This window comes from Aeromonas sp. 2692-1 (assembly GCF_013085505.1).
GTDB classification, from domain to species: Bacteria; Pseudomonadota; Gammaproteobacteria; order Enterobacterales; family Aeromonadaceae; genus Aeromonas; species Aeromonas hydrophila.
This window is the reverse complement of sequence record NZ_CP038513.1, coordinates 2,490,294-2,511,012: the sequence shown is the minus strand read 5'-3', so window position 1 is coordinate 2,511,012 and position 20,719 is coordinate 2,490,294. Positions and strand designations below refer to the sequence as shown.

Genomic DNA, 20,719 nt, shown 5'->3' with positions numbered 1-20,719 from the left:
AGGAACCATGATCCTTTTAAGGGGTGTATAAATTCACATGTCACATTTTCAGGCAGAAGTTGGCTCAACCTCCCACTTTTACCACACCACCCGCTCCCGAACTCTCTCTTGGCGTGGTTTTGGCTCACTCACGACCACGGCCAGCTGGCCGTTGCGCTCCTTCCATACCGCATATGCGGCGGCCTTCTCGACCTCGACCCGTTCTTGCTGCTCTTTCGGTAGGGCACACAGATTGTGACTCATACTGACTTCTTTGTTATTTGTAGGCGCCATGGTGATGTGGTGATTGCACTACTCGATGGCAGCTTCACGGTCAAGACCTTACAACTCAAGCCGAGGCTGCGGCTGTTGCCAGCCAATCCGGCGTTCGCGCCTATCGACCCTTTCATGAGTCTCTCCCTTAAGCTGTTCGGGGTGTTCACCCATGTGATTGGCAATCTGAGGCAGCGTAATGGCCATAGCGCTTGTTGATGTAAACAACTTCTACGCCAGCTGTGAGCGGCTGTTTCGCCCTGAGCTGCGTGGCCGCCCGATCGTGGTACTCTCCAACAACGATGGATGCGTGGTGTCGCGCAGCCCCGAGGCAAAGGCGATGGGCATCAAGATGGCCGGGCCCTACTTCAAGATCCGCGAGCAGTTCGAGGCGCATGGCGGTGTGGCGTTCAGCTCCAACTACGCGCTCTATGGCGATATGTCTGGCCGGGTCATGAGCACGTTGGAGACCATGGCCCCCGAGCTGGAGGTCTACTCCATCGATGAAGCATTCCTGTCTCTGTCAGAGTCGTTTGCCGGGGATCTGACGGTGTATGGACAACAGATACGGCAGCGAGTGTGGCAGTGGACCGGCCTAACGGTAGGTGTCGGGATCGGCCCCACCAAGACCCTCGCCAAGCTGGCCAACTATGCTGCCAAGAAGTGGCCTGCCACAGGCGGCGTCGTGGACTTGCATGACGAGCTGCGCCGCGCCCGGCTGATGGCCATCACCCCGGTGGGTGAGGTGTGTGGCATAGGGCGGCGCTTGGGGGCCAAGTTGGTGGCGCAAGACATCAACACCGTGGCTGACTTGGTGGCCGGTGATGCCAAAGGGTTGCGCGCCCAATACGGCGTGGTGGTCGAGCGGATCGTACAGGAGCTACGTGGCCAGCCTTGTGCGGAGCTGACCGTTGAACCGGTGGCGAAGCAGCAGATCCTCTCGAGCCGTTCCTTTGGTGAGCGCGTGACCGACAGTGGGGAAATGGCTCAAGCGTTGTCAGGCTTTATGGCTCGAGCTGCCGAGAAGCTGCGGGCCGAGGGGATGTGTTGCCAGCGGGTGCACCTGTTCGTGCGAACCAGCCCCTTTGACGAACGAGCGCCTTACTACAGTGAGCAGGCTGGCGTCCGACTGGTCTGCCCTAGCGATGACACCCGGTTGTTGCTGCAGCAAGTGAACGCGCTGCTACCGCAGATTTGGCGCGACGGTTACCGCTATCAGAAGGGAGGTGTCATGCTGAGTGAGTTCACCCCCAAGGGGCAACAACAGGCCGATCTGCTTGCCCCGTCATCCGCTCAATCGGATGCGCTGATGGCAGTGATGGACCAGATCAAAGCCAAGGGATTGGGGCGCGTAGGATTTGCCAGCCAAGGCACGGGGTCGCCTGAGTGGATGATGCGACAAGAGCACCTGAGCCCCTGTTACACCACCAGCTGGGAGGACCTGCCGGTGGCGAGGTACAAGCCACAGAAGATTGAAACAGTCTATTCAAAGCTCGCTGGACAGGTAAATTTTGGACGGGAAATTTTTTTCCAAACGAGGAACTGATACAACAGAGAGCGCCAACTTTCGCAAGAGTCAGTTACCTTTTGAGAAAGGTGAGAGTTAAAATTTCCTCCACGGCCAATTAACCACATATGACCATTCCAGCCCAGATAACACTATGTTATTGCAGAAGTTCTGATGTTAGGCATACGGTTAGGCATACATGAATTTTCTGAATTGGCGATTTTAATTTAAGATCAATTGGTTAGTCATTAGGTTCAACATCCCCCAGCCCAAACGTTTGGAAAGGGCCACCTCGCAAGAGGTGGCCCTTTTTTATTCCTCTGTTTTCAGCAAACACCCAACCGCACAATCTAGCCGCCAATCCCGTTACGCCTGGCAACCATCTATCAACGCTGGCATCAGGGTGATGGTCATCGCGATGCTCATGGTGTCACCGCGCTGCAGCAGCCGCAGGCCGGGGTGACCGGCCAGGTGGTGGGCATTGGCTGCGTGGCTCTGGGGCTCAAGACAAACAAAACCGCTCGCGTCATCCGGCTGATAGAGCATCAGGAAAGAAGCGTCGCTGACCACCTTCAACCGTTGCCGGCGGGTGGGGTGCTCCAGCTCGGCCATGCCATGCCAACCACCGTAACAGTGGTTGAGCCACCCTTGCGGGCGCTGCCACTGGCGAAAGTCGAGGTGGGGCGCCAGTCTGCTCGACCAGTCGGTCGGCAGATGATCCGCCCCCTCCTGCCAGACGCCGCTCGCCAGAAAGCGAATCTTTGTCTGCTCATCGCGCCAAAAGAAGGGGTGAAAACCCACGCCGTAGAGGCAGGGCGCCTCCCCCAGATGGGTCAAACTGATGCGTGCCAGCAGGCTCACCCCCTGTAGCCGATAGTGAATCTCGGCCCGATAGTGAAAAGGGCCGCATTGGCTGTCGAGCTGCAGCGTCACCGAACTGGCTGAACCTGCCACCCGCTGCCATGGCAGCAGCCAGCCATCGCCATGCAGGAAGAAGTCGGGATCGACGGGGCTTTCTGGCAAGCGATGCTCCTCCCCCCACAACTCAACACGATTGCCTGCCACCCGGTTGGCCAGCGGCACCATGGGAAAGAGGGCGCTTTCGCCGGGATGCCATTGCCCGAGCTCACAGGTAACATTGGGGCCGGTATCGCGCAGCAGCGGGCGCCCCTGCTCATCCTCCAGCCCCAGCACACAGGCCCCTTGGGTTGAAACCCGCATCCGAAGATGCGGGTTGCTCAATGTGTATACCGTCATGCCGAGGCGCTCGCCTTGGTCGGCGTCAACTCCACCTTGCCCTGGGCCAGCTGGGCTTCCAACGCCTCCAGCGTTACTCCCTTGGTCTCGGGCACCTTGCGGTAGATGAAGATAAGCCCGGCGAAACAGATAAGGCCGTAGAGCAGGAAACTGCCCGCGGCCCCCAGCCCGGCGTTGAGCAGCGGGAAGGTGTAGGTCAGCACGAAGCAGGCGATCCAGAGCGCCAGGGTTCCGGCCGACATGGCCAGTCCGCGCACCCGGTTCGGGAAGATTTCAGAGAGCAGCACCCAGGTGACCGGCGCCAGCGTCAGGGCATAGATGGCGATGGCCGCCAATACCAGCAGCAACACCGGCAGCCCCAATACGCCTGTGGCATAGGCCGCCGCCATCATGCCGTAGATGATGGTCAGCCCCGCCGAGCCAATCAGCATCAGCTTGCGACGGCCAAGCTTGTCCACCATGGGCAGCGCAATCAGGGTAAACAGCAGGTTGATAAGGCCGGTGGCGACGATGGATTTGAGGGTGCTGTTGATGTCAAACCCGGCGGAGGCAAAGATCTCCTGCGCGTAGTTGAAGATGACGTTGATGCCGCACCACTGCTGGAACACCGCCAGCACCATGCCGATGATGAGGATGGGGCGCACCGAGGGCTTGCCCAGCTCCGCCAGCGATACCTTGTGCGCCGACTCCCCCACCAGGGTCTGGCGGATCTCGGCCAGCGTCTGCTTGGCATAGGCATCCCCGCCAATCTTGCCGAGCATGCGGGCCGCCTGCTCATACTGGCCATCTCTGGCCAGCCAGCGCGGTGACTCCGGCACGAAGAACATCAGTACCAGAAACGCCAGCGCAGGTACCAGTTCGGCCCCGAACATCCAGCGCCAGCCGGACTGGCCGTTCCAGGTCGCCAGAATATCGGCCTGAGTGGCATTGCTCGCGACCGGATCGGCGATCATCAGGTTGACCAGCTGGGCCGCCAGCACACCGATGACAATGGTGAGCTGGTTGATGGCGACGAACTTGCCTCGCTTGTCGGCCGGACTTATCTCGGCGATGTACATGGGCGAGAGGGCGGAGGCCAGACCGATGCCGATCCCCCCACGATACGATAGATAACAAACAGATCGAAGTTGCTGGCAGCTGCTGTACCCCATGCCGAGATGGTGAACAGGATGGCGGCCAGGATCAGCGGCTTCTTGCGGCCGAAGCGATCCGCCGACCAGCCGGAGATGGCGGCCCCCAGCACGCAGCCCACCAGCGCCGAGCTCATGGCCCAGCCGGACTGGGCCGGGTCGGTGATGGAGAAATAGGCCTCATAGAAGGGCTTTGCCCCGCCGATGACCACCCAGTCGTAACCAAACAGCAGGCCACCGCAGGCGGCCACCAGGCAGATCATCCAGACGTAGCCCATGTTGAGCCGGTGCGTATCCGAGCGATGTTGAGTGTGTTCCATGACTCATCCTTATTATCTTGTCGATTGTAGGGTGCAGTGGCGCCCCGTACCGTGGCGGGGCGCCCGTTGTTGTTATGGCTGTGATGGATTGAGTGACAGCTCGCGGCAGATCAGGGCGAACAGCTGCCCCTTGTCGTGAGCCGGGTTGAGGGTGAGCAGCTCGCGCAGGGTCTGGGCACACGCTTCGCGCTGCTCCAACCCCAACTGGCCGAGAGCCCGGACCAGCAGGCAGTGCTGACGGTGTTTGTGCTGCGGGTCGTCATCCAGCACGATGAGATCCGGCAGCGAGACGGCGAAAAAGTCCGCCTCGACCGACTCATCCATTGCCTGCTCGGCCCAGCCGACCATCCCTTCAAACAGACGCAGCGCCTCCGTAACCCGACCACGACGCGCCAGTGCCAGGCCCTGATAGAAGAGGTAATCCACCGGCTGATCGTTGTAGTAGCGGCTGGCCCCGAGCGATCCTTGGCCGAGGCAGGCCAGTTGCAGGCACTGGGCCGCCAGACTCTGGTTGTCACAGGCCAGATGGCAGAGCGCCAGCAGGTAGTGGATGTCGTTGTCGGTTTGTCCAACCAGACGCCCCTCTCCCAGATTGAGGGGGTAGTGCAGCGCCTGTTGCAGCAACGGAATAGCCTGCTCGTGGCGTCCCTGCGTCATCAACACCAACGCCCGGCGCTGTTGGTTGATGAGGTACTGACCGGTCACCTTGCCCTCGCCCCCCTCCCAGGGGTGGAATTCGCGCAGCCGCAAGATCTCGGCCGCAGCATCCAGCTGACCGGTAATGTGATAGAGGCTGAGCAGTTCGGCGGTCAGATCATCGCGCTTGAGAGCGACCGCACGGTGCGCCTCCAGCAGGGCCAGCCGCTCTGCGGGTGCCATGGCGCAGCGTTTGTGCAACTGATCCAGTTCAAACAACAGGCGGGCATCGTCCGGCTTGAGGGAAAAGGCGCGGCGCAGACACTGCTCGGCCGCCGCCATATCACCCGCCTTGTTGAAGTGGTGGATACCGAGGTTGCGCCAGACCGGGGCAAAGTCCGGTTCCTGCTCGCACACCCGCTGCCACAGGGCAATCGCCTGCTCGTAGTTGCGCTTGCTGTAGTGAAAGCAGCCCAGCAGATAGCTGGCAAACCAGCTGTGGGAAAGCTGCGCCAGCATGGCCACCTCGCCCAGGGTGTTGGGGAAGCGTACCTTGCGGCCAAAGGCCTGTTCGGCCCGTTGCAGCAGCGCCTCCTGCTCCGGCCCCGCGGCCAGCAAGCTCGCTTCGAACAGCAGCGGCAGGGTCTCCTCCATCGGCAGGGCTGCCAGCAGCTTGCTGGCCAGTTCGGGGCGCCCCCAGCTCAGCAGTTCGCTGGTGAGGAAGCAGAGGTTGGTGCCACGCCCGTTGCAAAGACGGACCAGCGCGTCGCGATCGGCTGTCTGCTCGCTCGCCAGCCAGCACAGGAAGGCCAGCTGATAGTGAAGCGGATAGCGGACTCGCTGCTCGTCGATATAGGCGATGGCCACCTCTCGCAGGCCAGACTCCAGCAGAGCCAACCCCTTGAGGGCGATGGCGCCGTAGTGGGTACCGTTGACGGCAAGACTCTTCTCAACAAATTGCAGCGCCTGCGAGGCATCGCGGCGCACCATAGCGATACGGGCCAGCCCGAGAAAGCCGCCATCACGACAGTTACCGCTCCAGGTCGCCTTGTAAAAATCATCAAACGCGGCATCGAACTGGCCGAGTCGCTCCTCGATATGGCCGCGCAGCAAGCAGGCCTTGCCACACTGGGGGTTCTTGTTGAGCCGATGGGCCCGGGTCAGCGCCTGATTGACGTAGACCAGCGCCTGCTTGTAGTTGGCACGGTTGTACTCCAGGGTCGCCAGTGCCAGGTTGCAGCGATAGTCGCCGCTATCCAGCTCCAGCGCCCGCTGGTAGTAATCAAAGGGCGAGCGGCTGGCGTGCAGATACTGCTCCAGATGCTGGCCGATGAAGTAGAGCTCGTCGACCGAGTCGAGATTGACGGCAGGCTCCGGCGCGGTGGCGGGATCCGGCAGGGCTTCGCCCACAGGCAGGTGTTCGAGATAGCTCAGGATCGTCTGGCCCTGCTCATCCAGCAGGCGTGCCTGCAAACGCCCCTCGCTGGTGATGGCGAACGGCTCCAGCCAGGCCTGACCCGGCTGCAGATCCAGAGGTTGCGTAAACAGCACGCCCCCCTCGTCGCTTACCTCGAAGCTGGCCCCGCGAAGCGGCGCCACCGCATATACCCCGCAGACGAGGCCGTCATCGCTACGCTCCAGTTTGATGGCGGCGCGGGTATTGGCGTTTTGCAGAGTGCCAAGGGTGTTATAGGGCAGGAAGTTTTGCACGAACACCTTCTCTTCACCGGCATCCAGCCAGGTGAAGTCGGGCTGGTTGTCGGTATAGACCCCGGTCATCAGCTCGATGTAGGGGCCGTTGTCGTCGGTCAGGTTGCGATCCCAGGCCAGACCAAAATCGCAGTTGCCCCAGCTCCACTGCTTCTTGCCCGGCGACACATGGTGATCCGCCACGTGCAACAGGCCGCCCTGCTCGTCATGACAGTAGGCGCCGACGAAGTCGTAGTCGGACTTGTCCGCCATGTAGGAGGTGGGCACCGGAATGTTGCGGTAACGGGAGATATCGACTCCGGCGGAGTAGTCCACCTTGTAGTAGGTGCCACGGGCGATGGGGAAGGCGCTGACGTCGCGCTTGCCGTGGTCGTAGACGGCGGTGACGTCGGGCGGGAAGACGCTCTGGTGGGCATCGCCCCCTTTCACTGCCGGGTTGGACCACCAGAGGAAGTGGCGCGGTGTGTCGTTGCCGTTGAACACCTTGCCGGTGATCTCGATGAGCGCCTTGTCGGGGTAGAGGGTGAACCCCGCCATCACCTGCAAACCGCGCATCGGCTCCACCTCGCCAAGCCAGACGGTCTTGGCGCCGCCCTCCTGCTCCGCGATGGTGAAGTCCACCGGCATGAAGGTGGTGGGCCTGTGGTGCTGCGGCCAGTTGAACTCGATGCCGCCGGAGATCCAGGGCCCTACCAACCCCACCAGAGCGGGCTTGATCACTTCGTTGTAATAGACGAAATCCCGCTGCATCACCTTGTCGTAAGCACGGTGGATGCGACCGCCCAGCTCCGGCAACAGCATCACCTTGATGAAGTCGTTCTCCAGCCAGACCGCCCGATAGGGCTTCATCTGCTTCTGGCCGGTAAGAGTATCGATCACCCCATAGGGATAGACGCCCCCGAGGAGCCCTGATAGACCCGCTTCTCGAGAAACATGGGGTTGGGATCTTCGGCGCCCACCTCGTAGGTCGGCAGGGTGATGGGTTCGACCCAGACCTTGACATCAGCTCTCATCAATCTCGCCTCACTTAATACTTGTTAGTAAAAATTTCAGTGAGACCAGATTAGAATGGTTAAACCACCATTAATTGCCTAAAGATCACGCAATACAGTAAGCGGAGTTTAGTGAAGTGATGAGCACAGGGTTGAACAACCAGAAGGTACGCCACCACAACAAGCAGGTGCTGCTGGCCCTGCTCTACCAGCTCAAGGAGGCGAGCAAGTCCACCCTGGCGCGCCATTGCGAGCTCTCCATTCCGGCGGTCAGCAAGATCCTCGACGAGCTGGTCGCCGAAGGGGCCATCAGCCACAGCGACCAGAACCTCTCCCAGCGCGGCATCAATGGTGGCAGCTACCGCATCGCCAGCGGTCAGGGGGCAATCCTCTGCCTCAATATCAGCCCCACCAGTCTGGAGAGCATTCTGGTGGACAACCTGATCACCCCCCTCGATGACTACGCCGGTCAGAAAATTGCGCCGCAAACCCCGGACGAGCTGCTGCGCCTGATCGAGGCCTGCTACTACCAGCACAAGCGCCGCCACAAGGGGCTGGCGATCCGGCTGGCCATTGCGGTACACGGTCAGGTCAACCCGGCCAGCGGGGTGTCGCAGACCATGCCGCAAGCCCCCTGGCACGCGCCGGTCGAGCTCAAATATCTGCTGGAGGAGCGCCTCGGCTGCGAGGTGATGGTGGACAACGACTGCATCATGCTGGCGCTGGCCCAGAAATGGCAGGGGGCGGAAAACGTCGGCGATTTTTGCGTCATCAACGTCGATTACGGGATCGGTTCAGCCTTCATCATCAACGGCCAGATCTACCGGGGAGCCCTGTTTGGCAGCGGCCAGATCGGCCACACCATCATCAACCCGGACGGCAGCGCCTGTGCCTGTGGCCGCTACGGCTGTCTGGAAACGGTCGCCTCCCTCTCGGCCATCAAGAAGCGGGCCCGGGTCTTTCTCAAGCAGCAGGGGGCGGATCCCGCTGCGCTGGCGGAGGGGCGTGTCGGCACAGCCCAGTTGCTGGCACGTTACCATCAGGGGGATCCCATGATCCGGGCCATGGTGGACGAAGGAGCCCGCGCCATTGGCCTGAGCCTCTACAACTTCCTCAACATCCTCAACATCAACCGTATCTGGCTCTATGGCCGCAGTTGCGGCTTTGGCGAGGAGTGGCTGCAGACCATCATCCATCAGACCGGTGCCAACCCGTTCGACTGCAGCGATGCCGTCAACGCCACCCACATCCGCTTTGGTCAGCTCAGCCGCGCCCAGCAGGTGATGGGGATTGGCTATCTCTATGTGGAACGTGCCCTGGTACAGCCTCGCTAGTCTGTTTGCACAAGGGCTGACTCAGTCCCCCGCCTGCTGGCAGGCCCAGTCGATGAAGGCTTGCGCCTTGGGGTTCTGGCACTTGGGCAGGGTGGCGATGTAGTAGCGCTGGGCGCAGCGCACCGCCATGTCCGGGAAGGGGGCCACCAGCTCGCGCCGTGCCAGCCGCTTGCTCACCAGGTTCTGCCGTCCCATGGCGATCCCGGCGTGGTTCATGGCGGCGATGATGGCCAGATCGGAGCGATCAAACCCCATGCTGGCCCTGCATGCCGAAAGCGAAACGCCGGACTGCTCGGCCCAGCTGGACCACTCGTCGCCGTCGGAGTCATGGCCCCAGGCTTGCCGATCATGGAGCAGGCGGCAGTGCGCCAGGTTGGCCGGGTTGCCGAGCAGCCCGTGCCGTTCGGCATACTCCGGGCTGCACACCGGCACCATGTACTCGTCCATCAGCGGATGGATGGCGAGCCGCTCCGGGGTCTTGTCGTCGAAATAGAGGGTGAGATCGATGCCGTAACCGTGCAAGTTGATGTTCTCGTTGCCGGTCATGATGTTGAGCTCGATCTGGGGATGTAGGCGGGAGAAATCCGCCAGTCGCGGCACCAGCCAGCACTGGGCGATGGAGGGGCGCGAGTAGACGGTCAGGGTGCCCGACAGCTCCTGATGGCGGATCTCCAGGATCTCCTGGTTGATGAACTCCAGCGATGAGGTGAGCGCCCAGAACACCCGCTGCCCGTCTGCCGTCAGCGCAACCTTGCGGTGAAAGCGCTGGAACAGCTTGAAGCCGAGATCCTCCTCCAAGGCGCTTATCCGGTGGCTCACCGCACTCGGGCTGAGCGCCAGCTCGTCGGCGGCCAGCGCAAAGGAGCCATGTCTGGCTGCCGCTTCGAAGGTGTGCAGCCTGGCCAGCTGATAGCCGTTGAGCAGCTTGTTTCCTGCGATGCGGCTTCTCGCCACCTGATGATCCTGCTGGTACATAACGCTCCCATTGCCCCCTTCAACACATGCGCCGATGATACCGAAAAAGCGCTCTCTTGCATCAGCTCACGCCACCCAATGTCGTTCCCAGGCCAACTTTGTGATGAATGGGGCGCTCTTGCATCAACCCAACTCACCCAAGACGTCCATTTCATCATTTGTCACGACCACCTCATTGGCATTGAATAACGCCAAGCTTATTCCCATGCCGGGGCGCGCCGCAGCTATCGCAGCCTTGAGGCGGCATCGGTCATGACTGGCCGGCACGCCCGTATTCCATGACGAGACCGAGAACACCATGAAAAACATCGACGTATCACAACTCATCCAGCAGTTTCCGCTGCTGCAATCCCTGATCGCGCTGGAACCGGTCAGCTGGTTCAACCCCAAGGCCACCACCCTGGTGGAAGGTCTGCCCCATGTGGGACTGGATGGCCGCGATGTGGCGGATGCCTCCGCCCGCCTGGCCCGCTTCGCCCCCTATCTGTGCGAAGCCTTCCCCGAGACCCGCGCCAGCAAGGGTATTATCGAATCCGACATCGCCGCCATCCCGGCGATGCTGCGCGCCCTGAATGCCCGTTACGGGGTCAAGGTGAGCGGCCGGCTGCTGCTGAAAAAAGACAGCCATCTGCCCATCTCCGGCTCTATCAAGGCCCGCGGCGGCATCTACGAGGTACTGACCCATGCCGAACAGCTGGCCATCAAGGCCGGCCTGCTCTGCGAAGAGGACGATTATCGCAAGCTGTTCACGGACGAGTTCCGCCACTTCTTCAGCCAGTACAGCATCGCAGTGGGCTCCACCGGCAACCTCGGCATGTCCATCGGCATCATGAGCGCCCGCCTCGGCTTTCGCGTCACCGTCCATATGTCAGCCGATGCGCGGGAGTGGAAGAAGCGCAAGTTGCGCGAACATGGCGCCATCGTGGTGGAATACGCCGAGGATTACGGGGTGGCCGTGGAGCAGGGGCGCAAGGAGGCCGAACGCGACCCCAACTGTTTCTTCATCGATGACGAGAACTCCCGCACCCTGTTCCTCGGCTACGCGGTAGCCGGTGAGCGGGTGAAAAAGCAGTTTAATGACATGGGGATTGTTGTGGACGCCGACCATCCGTTGTTTGTCTACCTGCCTTGTGGTGTCGGCGGCGGCCCCGGCGGGGTGGCCTTTGGCCTCAAACTCGCGTTTGGGGACAACGTTCATTGCCTGTTCGCCGAGCCGACCCACTCCCCCTGCATGCTCCTGGGGGTCCACACCGGCTTGCACGATGCCATTGCGGTGCAAGACCTTGGCATCGACAACCTCACTGCGGCCGACGGCCTGGCGGTGGGGCGCGCTTCCGGCTTTGTCGGCCGCGCCATGGAGCGGCTGCTGGCCGGTTTCTACACCCTGAGCGATCAGGAGATGTATGACCTGCTGGGACTCTTGGCCCGCGCTGAACAGATCAAGCTCGAACCTTCTGCGCTGGCCGGCATGGCAGGCCCGTGGCGCGTCGCGGCCAACCTTGCGTGGCAGGCCGGTCAGGGGCTGGATGCCGCCAGAATGGCTCGGGCCACCCACCTGGTGTGGGCCACCGGCGGTGGCATGGTGCCCGCCGAGGAGATGGAAAAGTACCTGGCCAGCGCCCGCCGCTGATCTTTTTTTCAGCCATAAAACCCGCCAGACTGGCGGGTTTTTCTCGTGTGGGATCAGCAAGATGGCGCTGCTATTCGCCCCCTTGCAAGCCAGACGGCCAGACAGCTGGACACCCTGAATTGCCGACAATCCCCCCAAGCTGGTTATTTTGTGATACGATAGTGGCCGTTTTTTGACATCTGCACCCACGTTGGCGCCCTGATCCGGCGAGATCGCGACCCAATCCGTCGATCACAACCATCACGGGTATGCAGAAAAACCGTGGCCTGATGGCCCCGTCCGGCACAAAGCCTGGCGGTGGTCAGCAAGACACACGAGATAAGGAGATCGGGCAATGAAACAATATCAAAGCTGGCTGGGACAATATCTGATGAGTCGCCGCGATGGGGATCACGCCATGGCATCCGAACTCGCCAGCTCCATCTGCGAGTTCTGGCAGGCCCAGGGAGACGAGGCCGAGTTCAGCAAGTGGCAGCAGATCTACCAGCAGCACGTGGAAAAGACCACCTGACCCATTGGGTGCCCCCATCGGTACCCGCCCATCACCCATAAAAAAGGCTCAGTCCCAGTTATGTGTTGAAAGGCTAACCTTGAAGTAGGTCATCACCTTGAGGGCCGCCATCATGGATACCCAAGCCTTTCAACATCTACTGTCCCTCTTCCCATTGCTCACTTTGCGTCAGCGTCGTCTCGCGCAACAGGAACTCACCACCCCTCACCCCATCACCTCGTTGGCCGCTCAACTTCCCGCATGCCAATGCTGCCCTCACTGTCAGGCCGAGGCCACACTGCTGGCCCCCTGGGGCTGGTCTCGAGGGCTGCGCCGTTATCGCTGCAAGCAGTGTTTGCGCACCAGTTCCGTGCTCACGAACACGCCTCTCGCCCGACTTCGCAAGCCACAATGCTGGGAAGATTATGCACAGGCCCTCATCGACGGTCTGACCGTCCGGCAGGCGGCGCTCCGCTGTGGGGTCGGTAAAAACACCGCCTTTTTGTGGCGTCACCGCTTCCTGAAGGCCATGGCTAGCCACCAGGCGGTACGGGAAGAGGGTATTGTCGAGGTCGATGAGACCTTCTTCCTGGAATCCTTCAAAGGCCAGCGCGGATTGCCCCGCCCGGCCCGCCATCGTGGAGGTAAAGGCCGTACCCGAGGCACAGGACCGGATTACATCCCGGTGATGGTGGTGCAAGACAGAGCAGGCCACCTGGCTGACTTCCAGTTGGAACGGCTGAATGCCAGGGCGGTGAAGGCAGTGCTTCAACCGCTTATCGCCCCGGATGCCGTCCTGTGCAGCGATGGTGCCGGGGTGTATGCGAGTTTCAGCAAGGGGCAAGGGATAACACACCAAGTGGTGCGCAATCGAGCGGGAGAGCGGGTGGTGGGTGCATATCACATCCAACATGTGAACGGGTACCACAGGCGATTGAAGGAGTGGATGGAGCGGTTCCATGGGGTCGCGACCCACTATCTGAGGAATTATCTGGGTTGGCGAAGGATGTTGGAGCGCTATGGGCGGGAAGTGAATATCTCACGTTGCTTGCATGAGGCGCTGGGGCGCCCCATGCAACACGTAATTGGGACATAGCCATAAAAAAACCGGCGCTCATGGCGCCGGTTTTGCATTTCAGTAACCCGGATTACATCTGGTCGACCATGTCCTGGGCGAACTGGGAGCAGGAGCGCAGGGTGGCCCCTTCCATCAGACGTTCGAAGTCATAGGTGACGGTCTTGTTGCGGATCGCCGCTTCCATCCCCTTGATGATGAGGTCAGCCGCTTCGGTCCAGCCCATGTGGCGCAGCATCATCTCAGCAGAGAGGATGAGGGAGCCCGGGTTGACCTTGTCCTGACCGGCGTATTTCGGCGCGGTGCCGTGGGTTGCTTCGAACAGGGCCACGCCGTCGCCGATGTTGGCACCCGGCGCGATGCCGATGCCGCCCACCTGGGCCGCCAGCGCGTCGGAGATGTAGTCGCCGTTCAAGTTCATACAGGCGATGACGTCATACTCGGCCGGGCGCAGCAGGATCTGTTGCAGGAAGGCGTCGGCGATGACGTCCTTGACCACGATGGTCTTGCCGGTTTTCGGGTTCTTGAAGGAGCACCAGGGGCCGCCGTCGATGAGCTGGGCATCGTACTCTTTCTGGGCCAGGGCGTAGCCCCAATCCTTGAAGGCACCTTCGGTGAACTTCATGATGTTGCCCTTGTGCACCAGGGTCACGGAGTCGCGATCGTTGTCGATGGCATACTCGATGGCGGCACGCACCAGACGCTCGGTACCGGCCTTGGACATGGGCTTGATGCCGATGCCGCAGGTCTCGGGGAAGCGAATTTTCTTCACGCCCATCTCGTTTTGCAGGAAGGCGATCACCTTCTTGGCTTCGTCGCTGTCGGCTTTCCACTCGATGCCGGCGTAGATGTCTTCGGCGTTCTCGCGGAAGATCACCATGTCGGTCAGATCAGGACGCTTGACCGGGCTCGGGGTGCCCTCGTAGTAACGGACCGGACGCAGGCAGATGTAGAGATCCAGCTCCTGGCGCAGGGCCACGTTGAGGGAGCGAATACCGCCACCGACCGGGGTGGTCAGCGGGCCCTTGATGGCCACGCAGTATTCACGAATGAAATCCAGGGTTTCGGCCGGCAGCCAGGCACCTTCGCCATAGACATGAGTCGACTTCTCGCCGGTGTAGATCTCCATCCAGGCGATCTTGCGCTCGCCTTTGTAGGCTTTCTCGACCGCGGCATTCACCACATTCAACATGGCCGGGGTCACGTCCACACCGATGCCATCCCCTTCGATAAACGGAATGATCGGATGGTTGGGAACCTGCAGCTTGCCGTTGGCATCGACTGTGATTTTCTGGCCCTGGGTCGGGATAACTACTTTGCTTTCCATCGGCATCTCCTAACTTCCGTTTGTTATCAATCTGTAAGTTGCGCGCGGCCATCTTAAGCCCATCCATTTGCAGAATCAAATGGCGAGCACGCATGTCAGACCATAGTCGCGCACTGGATCACAATGCGTCCCCTCTGCCTGCTCCGGATCCGAAGCAGCCCCGCCGGCGCCTGCCTCGGACAGGCTCCAGCAGCATCCCTGCTTATCCCGCCAGCCCCTCGGCCTGCCCCTGCGGCTGGCTGAGTGCCCGGTACTGGGAGGGGGTCAGCCCGGTCTTCTGCTTGAACACCCGGCAAAAATAGTTCACATCGCTGTAACCACAGCGGCTGGCCACCTCTTCGAGGCGAAAGCGGTATTTCTTGAGCATGAACTTGGCCCGATCGATGCGCACCCAACTGATGTAATCGGCCAGGCGCATGTGCCCCTGCTCGCGAAACAGGTGCGACAGGTGGCTGGCCGAGACGTTGAAGCGATGGGCGATCGAATCCCGGCTGATGGGGCGGTGAAAGTTCTCCTGGATATAGATGCAGATCCCGTGAAACAGCTCGGCCCCCCGCGGCCGCTCGAAGGTGGACTCGGCCAGCAACTGGCGCACGCTGGTGAGCAGCGCCTGCAACAGGTGGTTGTCGGTGGGGGAGCGAGCGGGATCCTCGGTCAGCACGTTGAGTGCCGCCAGTATGTGTTCGTTCACATGGCCGGCCCGGGCCATGATGCTGTGCTTTTGCACGTCAAAGAAATCGGGGTCTTCCCGCCGCTTGCTCACCAGACTGAAACCCAGCTGGCGCTTGCCGAACAGCAGGCTCAGCACCGAGCAGTCGGTGGTCCAGAGCGGCTTGTTCCAGCCGTTGGGGGGGATGTAGAGCGCCTGCCCCGGGGCGATGCAGATCTCCTGGCAGCCCTGCTCCCTGTCCCAGATCTGGTTGCGGTACTCGCCACTGAACACCAGCTCGAGACGGGGAAAGTTGACCTGATAGCTGAAACCGGGCGGCACCCCCTGATCCTGGGCAAACCAGATCTGGTCGAAGGGGGCCTGCTCGTGGAGGGCGCCATCGAGCAACTGGCTGAAGACAAGAGACATGCTGATCCTGATCAAGAGAGAGGCAAGCGGTTGCGGTGCCCGCGACCGCCCATGTTATAGTCCGGTCCACGGCAGCAATGCCACCCTTTTCTGCACCCGATTTTCTGCACACCAAATGAGGCATCCCTTATGAGCAGTCGCGATCTGCCCTCTTTTTTGTCAATGCAAAATCCGATTCAAGGCTACGACTGGGGCAGCCATGACGCCCTCACCACCCTGTTCGGCATCCCCAATCCGGCAGGCAAGCCCCAGGCCGAACTGTGGATGGGTGCCCACCCCAACGGCTGCTCCGAGGTCGTGCTGGCCGGGCAGGCGCAAAAGCTCTCGACCCTGATAGAGAACGCCCCCGCCGCCGTGCTGGGGGACGCCACCCAGGCCCGTTTCGGCAGCCTGCCGTTCCTGTTCAAGGTGCTGTGCGCCGAGAAGGCCCTCTCCATTCAGGTACACCCGAGCAAGGCGCAGGCCGAAGCCGGCTTTGCCAAGGAAGAGACCGCCGGCATCGATGCCAAGGCAGCCAACCGCAACTACAAGGATCCCAACCACAAGCCCGAGCTGGTGTTTGCCCTCACCCCCTATCAGGCGATGAACGGCTTTCGCGCCATCCCGGCCATCCTGGCGCTGTTCGAGCGGGTCAAGCTGCCCGCCCTTGCCGAGCTGGTTGCCGCCCTCGCCGCCAGCCAGAATGAAGCGGGTCTGCAGCACTTCTTCCACCAGCTGCTGGTGCTGGAAGGGGCGCGCAAGGAGGAGGCACTGGCGGGCCTGCTGGCCTTTGCCGCCGCTCATCAGGATGAAGAGACCTTCGCGCTGATCACCAGCCTGGCCGCCCAGTACCCGGGAGATGTGGGGCTCTTCTCGCCGCTCTTGCTCAACGTGGTGACCCTGCAGCCCGGTCAGGCGATGTATCTGGACGCCTGCACCCCGCACGCCTATGTACGCGGCACCGGCCTTGAGATCATGGCCAACTCCGACAACGTGCTACGCGCCGGGCTCACCCCCAAGTACATAGACGTGGCCGAGCTTCTAGCCTGCACCCGCTGCTTGCCCAAGCCGGACGACCAGATCCTGCTGGCCCCCCGCATGGAAGGGGCGGTGCAGCACTTCGAGGTGCCGGTGCCGGACTTCACCTTCAGCGTCTACCCGGCGGGCGAGCACCAGCTCACCACCGCCAGCGCCGAGATCCTGTTTGCCATCGACGAGGCCGTGATCCTCAAGCGCGGTGACGACACCCTGCGTCTCGAGAAGGGTCAGTCCGCCTTCATCCCGGCCGCCACCGGCCGCTACCAGCTGCTGGCCGAGGGCCGGGTCGCCCGCGCCGGCAACCGCTGCTAAGCCGATTCAAATCGACTCATGACCACAAGGGCCATCCAGGATGGCCCTTGTTTTTTGGCGGTCTCGTCCACCGCGCCCCTCCCCTTTGCCGACAAATTTCTTGATGTGCGGCATAAATTCATCAGATCCTGCTGTCGTCCTCTGCCGGGTTGGCTATCATGCCCGTCTGGCTATCACTGTGCCTTGACCCTCGCCGGGGCCACCACAGTCACCCGCACCAGTTCAGGAAGAACATCATGAAAGGCTACTGCGGACTATCCGTTTTATTGCTGGCGCTGCTGGGCAGCCCGGTGCATGCCGCCTGTGACAAGGGGGTAGCGCTCAGGCTGGCCAAGGCATTCTGGAACGAGCACAAGGATTTCTATTACGCCGACCCGGCGCCGCTCAAGGCGCTGCTCACCCCCGACTTCTTCGCCGTCCTGAGCAGCGAGGCCGCCTGCAACGCCGACGGCGAGGTGTGCGCCATCGATGCCGATCCCTGGATCAACACCCAGGATGGCGAGGTGAGCGAACCCGTCAGCTTCACCCTGGCCAACCAGCAAGAGCAAGGGGTAACGGTCAGGATGCAGTATCTGTTCGCCCTCTCAGACACCCAGAAAGAGCCGCAGACGGTCAGCCTCCACTTTCAAAAGAGCGGCGACAACCGCTGCTACCTGATGGATGACTTCATCCCCCCCGGCGACGGTTCCCTCAAGCAGCGCCTGCGCCAATGGCAGAGCCACAACGCCATCGAACCGCAATAAAAAAACCCCCGCCGTGCTGGCGGGGGTTTTGCATTCTGCCGGGCCGCGTGCGCCTCAGCGCCGGGCTGGCCACGGGGTTACTCCTCCACGGCCTCCGGCTGAGGCTCTTCAGCGCGGATCTGCTGCAGCTCTTCGACCCTGGCCTGCCATTTGTCGTGGGCCTGTTTGCGCTCCTGTTGCTTGAACTCTTCGCGCATGGTGTCGATCTCTTGGACCAGTTTTTCCATCGGGATGTCTCCTTACATCTGGGTGAACATGACAAGTAAAACGGGTTGACGGCACACTCCGCATCAAGGGCGTTGGCCTGTCGGTTCATCAGGTTTGACTTCCGGTTTGCCAAAACTGTCCAACTAAATAAACGATTGGATATGCAAAAAGCAATCTAAAAAATGATTAAACGTCTCTCGACAAGCCATCAAAAGGGAAGCAATACCGCCTCTTTTCGCTCCGACCAAGAAAATACAAAACATTAATTATCAAATAGTTAAGTTCACACCACTACAAATCCGCACACCCTTTTCAATCGGCCGATTATGCACTGATTTTTCATCCCCCCTTCTTGCGTTTCCTGCCACCCCGCCATCATGAGCATCCTCCACGTCCAGGCCGCCGCTTTTGCCGACCGGCTCACAATTTTACCACCCGCTCAAGCGCACAAATCTCCATCCCGCCACCTACCAGCAGCATTCAGGCTCACCACTTATTGGTCATCAGTCGCACTCGGATTAAAAATAACCATCTGTTTTAAAATGTATTTTTATAAAAACTAGATCTCCAGTACAGGCAGGACAAAATGCGAGCAGGGTCACAGGCAGGCGCCATCGGCACAAAAATCCAGTAAAGGGCACATATCTCCGATTTCGGCCGAGGCACTTGGGAGAAACAATAGGCAGGTCAACCCGTTGCACCACCGTTTTCAACAGGACCACTTCCATTCGGACGGCACCAGCCAGGAGAGAACCATGCTCACCACCCTGATAGATGAAGGATTGATCTGCCTCGAACTTGCGGCCCGCGACAAGCAGGCGCTGTTTGTCGAACTGGCCGCCAGGCTCAAGGCCAGCGGCAAGATAGCCAGTCAGGATCAGTTTGTCCGCGACCTCTGGGCGCGAGAGGAGCTGGACAACACCGGCTTCGAGCAGGGGGTCGCCCTGCCCCACGCCAAGAGCGAGGCGGTGCGAGAGCCTGCCATCGTGGTCGGCATCAGCCGCCAGGGCATCGACTACGGCGCCGAAGATGGCGAGCCCTCCAGGCTGTTCTTCATGATTGCCTCCCCGGCGGGCGGCGCCAACCACCATATCGAGGTGCTGGCCGAGCTCTCCACCAAGCTGCTGGAACCCGGTTTCATCGCCAGCATGCAGGCGGCCACCAGCCACGCCGAGGTACTCGCCTTGCTGGCCGCACCTGGGCCGTCCGCTGCCCCTGTCGCCCCCGCCCGGGCGCAACCCGCCCAGCCGGCGGAGCCGCAGGAGCGCGGCATCAAGGCTCAGCTCAACACCCTCAAGCAGCATTTGCTGTTTGGTACCTCCCACATGATCCCCTTCATCGTCGCGGGGGGCGTGCTGCTGTCGCTGTCGGTGATGATCAGCGGCAAGGGCGCCGTGCCCGAGGCGGGCGTGCTCAAGGACATGGCCGACATGGGCATCGCCGGGCTCACCCTGTTTACCGCCGTGCTGGGCGGCTACATCGCCTACTCCATGGCAGACAAACCGGGCCTGGCCCCCGGCATGATCGGCTCCTGGATTGCAGTGCAGCAGTTTCACACCGGTTTTCTCGGCGCCATCCTGGTGGGCTTTATCGCCGGCCTCATCGTCAACCAGCTCAAACGGATCAAGCTGCCGGATTCCATGAGTTCGCTCGGCTCCATCTTCATCTATCCCCTCATCGGCACCTTCTTGGTGTGCGGCATCGTGATGTGGGTCATCGGCGCCCCCATCGCCGCCATGATGGAAGGGATGAACCACTGGCTCTCCAGCATGGCGGGCTCTGGCAAGGTGATGCTGGGGGCCATCCTCGGTGGCATGACCGCCTTTGACATGGGCGGCCCCATCAACAAGGTGGCCACCCTGTTCGCCCAGACCCAGGTCAACACCCAACCCTGGCTGATGGGCGGGGTCGGCATCGCCATCTGCGTGCCGCCGCTCGGCATGGCGCTGGCGACCCTGCTCTCGCCCAAGCGTTACAAGAAAGAGGAGCGTGAAGCGGGCAAGGCAGCCGCCATCATGGGCATGATCGGCATCAGCGAGGGGGCCATTCCGTTTGCCGCCGCCGACCCGGTGCGCGTCATCCCGGCCATCGTCGCAGGCGGCATCGTCGGCAACATCACCGGCTTCATGATGCACAGCATCAACCACGCCCCCTGGGGCGGCTGGATCGTGCTGCCGGTGGTGGAGGGCAAGATGGGTTATATCCTCGGCACCCTGCTCGGCGCCCTCACTACGGCCCTTATCGTCAACCTGCTGAAAAAGCCGGTCAGCGACACCGAAGAGAGCAACGAGCGCCTGGAGGAGTACCAGATCATCGAGGCGGAAGGGGAAGCCGAGGTGCTGGCCATCACCGCCTGCCCCTCCGGCGTGGCCCACACCTTCCTGGCCGCCAAGAGCCTGCAAAAAGCGGCCGCCAAGGCTGGCATCAAGCTCAAAGTGGAAACCCAGGGCGCCAACGGCATCATCAACCGCATCAGCGCCAAGGACGTGGCCAACGCCCGCTGCGTCATCCTGGCCCACGACGTGGCCATCAAGAACAAGGAGCGCTTCGCTAATATCGAGGTCATAGACGTCAAGACCCGGGAAGCCATCCACAACCCGGAAGGGCTGCTGGCCCGCACCCAGCCGGGGCGCCAGGTGGCCTGACAACGGCAGTTGAGAGAGATATGACAAAAGGGGCCCTGGGCCCCTTCTTTTATCTCGGCATCAGGCAACAGCAAACCCCCTT

The 20,719-nt window shown here is 61.4% G+C and carries 17 protein-coding genes and 1 pseudogene; 9 read left to right on the top strand and 9 right to left on the bottom strand.

Translation table 11 applies throughout. From position 1 onward, the window contains the following. Window positions 1–78 precede the first annotated feature (78 nt). Window positions 79–243 carry a DUF3283 family protein gene (locus E5E97_RS12055; protein ID WP_157737197.1) on the bottom strand — a complete coding sequence of 55 codons (165 nt, stop codon included), beginning with the start codon at window positions 241–243 and terminating at the stop codon, window positions 79–81. Here E5E97_RS12055 and E5E97_RS23520 point away from each other — a divergent pair. Beyond that, entirely contained in the window at window positions 235–471 is a 237-nt protein-coding gene (locus E5E97_RS23520; RefSeq protein ID WP_339354936.1) for a S24 family peptidase, read from the top strand. The genes E5E97_RS12055 and E5E97_RS23520 overlap by 9 nt on opposite strands. Further along, window positions 452–1,798 carry a translesion error-prone DNA polymerase V subunit UmuC gene (gene umuC / locus E5E97_RS12050; protein ID WP_274382115.1) on the top strand — a complete coding sequence of 449 codons (1,347 nt, stop codon included), beginning with the start codon at window positions 452–454 and terminating at the stop codon, window positions 1,796–1,798. Before E5E97_RS23520 ends, umuC begins: the two co-directional genes overlap by 20 nt. A gap of 327 nt (window positions 1,799–2,125) precedes the next feature. Here the strand turns inward: umuC and E5E97_RS12045 are convergent, their stop codons facing one another. The 4 genes and pseudogenes from E5E97_RS12045 to E5E97_RS23420 form a co-directional block, all read right to left on the bottom strand. Continuing rightward, window positions 2,126–3,016, bottom strand: a complete 891-nt coding sequence (locus E5E97_RS12045; protein WP_118881603.1) for an aldose 1-epimerase — start codon at window positions 3,014–3,016, stop codon at window positions 2,126–2,128. Then, a pseudogene (locus E5E97_RS12040) lies at window positions 3,013–4,409 on the bottom strand (sugar porter family MFS transporter). Before E5E97_RS12040 ends, E5E97_RS12045 begins: the two are co-directional and overlap by 4 nt. Window positions 4,410–4,538: 129 nt before the next feature. Continuing rightward, complete coding sequence (locus E5E97_RS12035; RefSeq protein ID WP_216368142.1) at window positions 4,539–7,691, bottom strand: DUF5107 domain-containing protein; 3,153 nt, start codon at window positions 7,689–7,691, stop codon at window positions 4,539–4,541. Then, complete coding sequence (locus E5E97_RS23420) at window positions 7,688–7,825, bottom strand: hypothetical protein (protein WP_216368141.1); 138 nt, start codon at window positions 7,823–7,825, stop codon at window positions 7,688–7,690. The genes E5E97_RS12035 and E5E97_RS23420 overlap by 4 nt, the downstream gene beginning before the upstream one ends. Window positions 7,826–7,944: 119 nt before the next feature. Here E5E97_RS23420 and E5E97_RS12030 point away from each other — a divergent pair, with 119 nt between their 5' ends. Continuing rightward, window positions 7,945–9,138, top strand: a complete 1,194-nt coding sequence (locus E5E97_RS12030; RefSeq protein WP_060388904.1) for an ROK family transcriptional regulator — start codon at window positions 7,945–7,947, stop codon at window positions 9,136–9,138. Between the two features lie 21 nt (window positions 9,139–9,159). Here the strand turns inward: E5E97_RS12030 and dsdC are convergent, their stop codons facing one another. Then, window positions 9,160–10,113, bottom strand: coding sequence for a DNA-binding transcriptional regulator DsdC (gene dsdC, locus E5E97_RS12025; protein ID WP_118881606.1), 954 nt, complete (start codon window positions 10,111–10,113; stop codon window positions 9,160–9,162). A 298-nt stretch (window positions 10,114–10,411) separates the two neighbouring features. Here dsdC and E5E97_RS12020 point away from each other — a divergent pair, with 298 nt between their 5' ends. From E5E97_RS12020 to E5E97_RS12010, 3 genes are all read left to right on the top strand, one after another. Further along, window positions 10,412–11,743 carry a D-serine ammonia-lyase gene (locus E5E97_RS12020; RefSeq protein ID WP_171280292.1) on the top strand — a complete coding sequence of 444 codons (1,332 nt, stop codon included), beginning with the start codon at window positions 10,412–10,414 and terminating at the stop codon, window positions 11,741–11,743. A gap of 334 nt (window positions 11,744–12,077) precedes the next feature. Beyond that, window positions 12,078–12,254: a hypothetical protein gene (locus E5E97_RS12015; protein ID WP_011705338.1), complete on the top strand. Its 177-nt coding sequence runs from the start codon at window positions 12,078–12,080 to the stop codon at window positions 12,252–12,254. A gap of 112 nt (window positions 12,255–12,366) precedes the next feature. After that, on the top strand, window positions 12,367–13,329 hold the full coding sequence (locus E5E97_RS12010; protein ID WP_171280261.1) for an IS1595 family transposase: 963 nt from the start codon (window positions 12,367–12,369) through the stop codon (window positions 13,327–13,329). A 52-nt stretch (window positions 13,330–13,381) separates the two neighbouring features. On the opposite strand, the gene icd is transcribed toward E5E97_RS12010, so the two are convergent. Then, entirely contained in the window at window positions 13,382–14,635 is a 1,254-nt protein-coding gene (gene icd / locus E5E97_RS12005; RefSeq protein WP_011705337.1) for an NADP-dependent isocitrate dehydrogenase, read from the bottom strand. Window positions 14,636–14,837: 202 nt separating this feature from the next. Beyond that, window positions 14,838–15,713 carry an AraC family transcriptional regulator gene (locus tag E5E97_RS12000; RefSeq protein WP_005298937.1) on the bottom strand — a complete coding sequence of 292 codons (876 nt, stop codon included), beginning with the start codon at window positions 15,711–15,713 and terminating at the stop codon, window positions 14,838–14,840. 129 nt (window positions 15,714–15,842) lie between these two features. On the opposite strand from E5E97_RS12000, the gene manA reads away from it, so the two are divergent. Then, window positions 15,843–17,042 (top strand): mannose-6-phosphate isomerase, class I, encoded by a 1,200-nt coding sequence (gene manA / locus E5E97_RS11995; RefSeq protein WP_118881609.1) that lies wholly within the window; start codon window positions 15,843–15,845, stop codon window positions 17,040–17,042. 236 nt (window positions 17,043–17,278) lie between these two features. Then, a complete protein-coding gene (locus E5E97_RS11990; protein WP_171280291.1) occupies window positions 17,279–17,785 on the top strand; it encodes a hypothetical protein in 507 nt (168 codons plus the stop codon). Window positions 17,786–17,862: 77 nt separating this feature from the next. Here E5E97_RS11990 and E5E97_RS11985 read toward each other — a convergent pair whose 3' ends face one another. Beyond that, window positions 17,863–18,012, bottom strand: coding sequence for a hypothetical protein (locus E5E97_RS11985; protein WP_011705333.1), 150 nt, complete (start codon window positions 18,010–18,012; stop codon window positions 17,863–17,865). Between the two features lie 735 nt (window positions 18,013–18,747). On the opposite strand from E5E97_RS11985, the gene E5E97_RS11980 reads away from it, so the two are divergent. Further along, window positions 18,748–20,637, top strand: coding sequence for a PTS fructose transporter subunit EIIC (locus E5E97_RS11980; RefSeq protein ID WP_171280290.1), 1,890 nt, complete (start codon window positions 18,748–18,750; stop codon window positions 20,635–20,637). Window positions 20,638–20,719 lie beyond the last annotated feature (82 nt).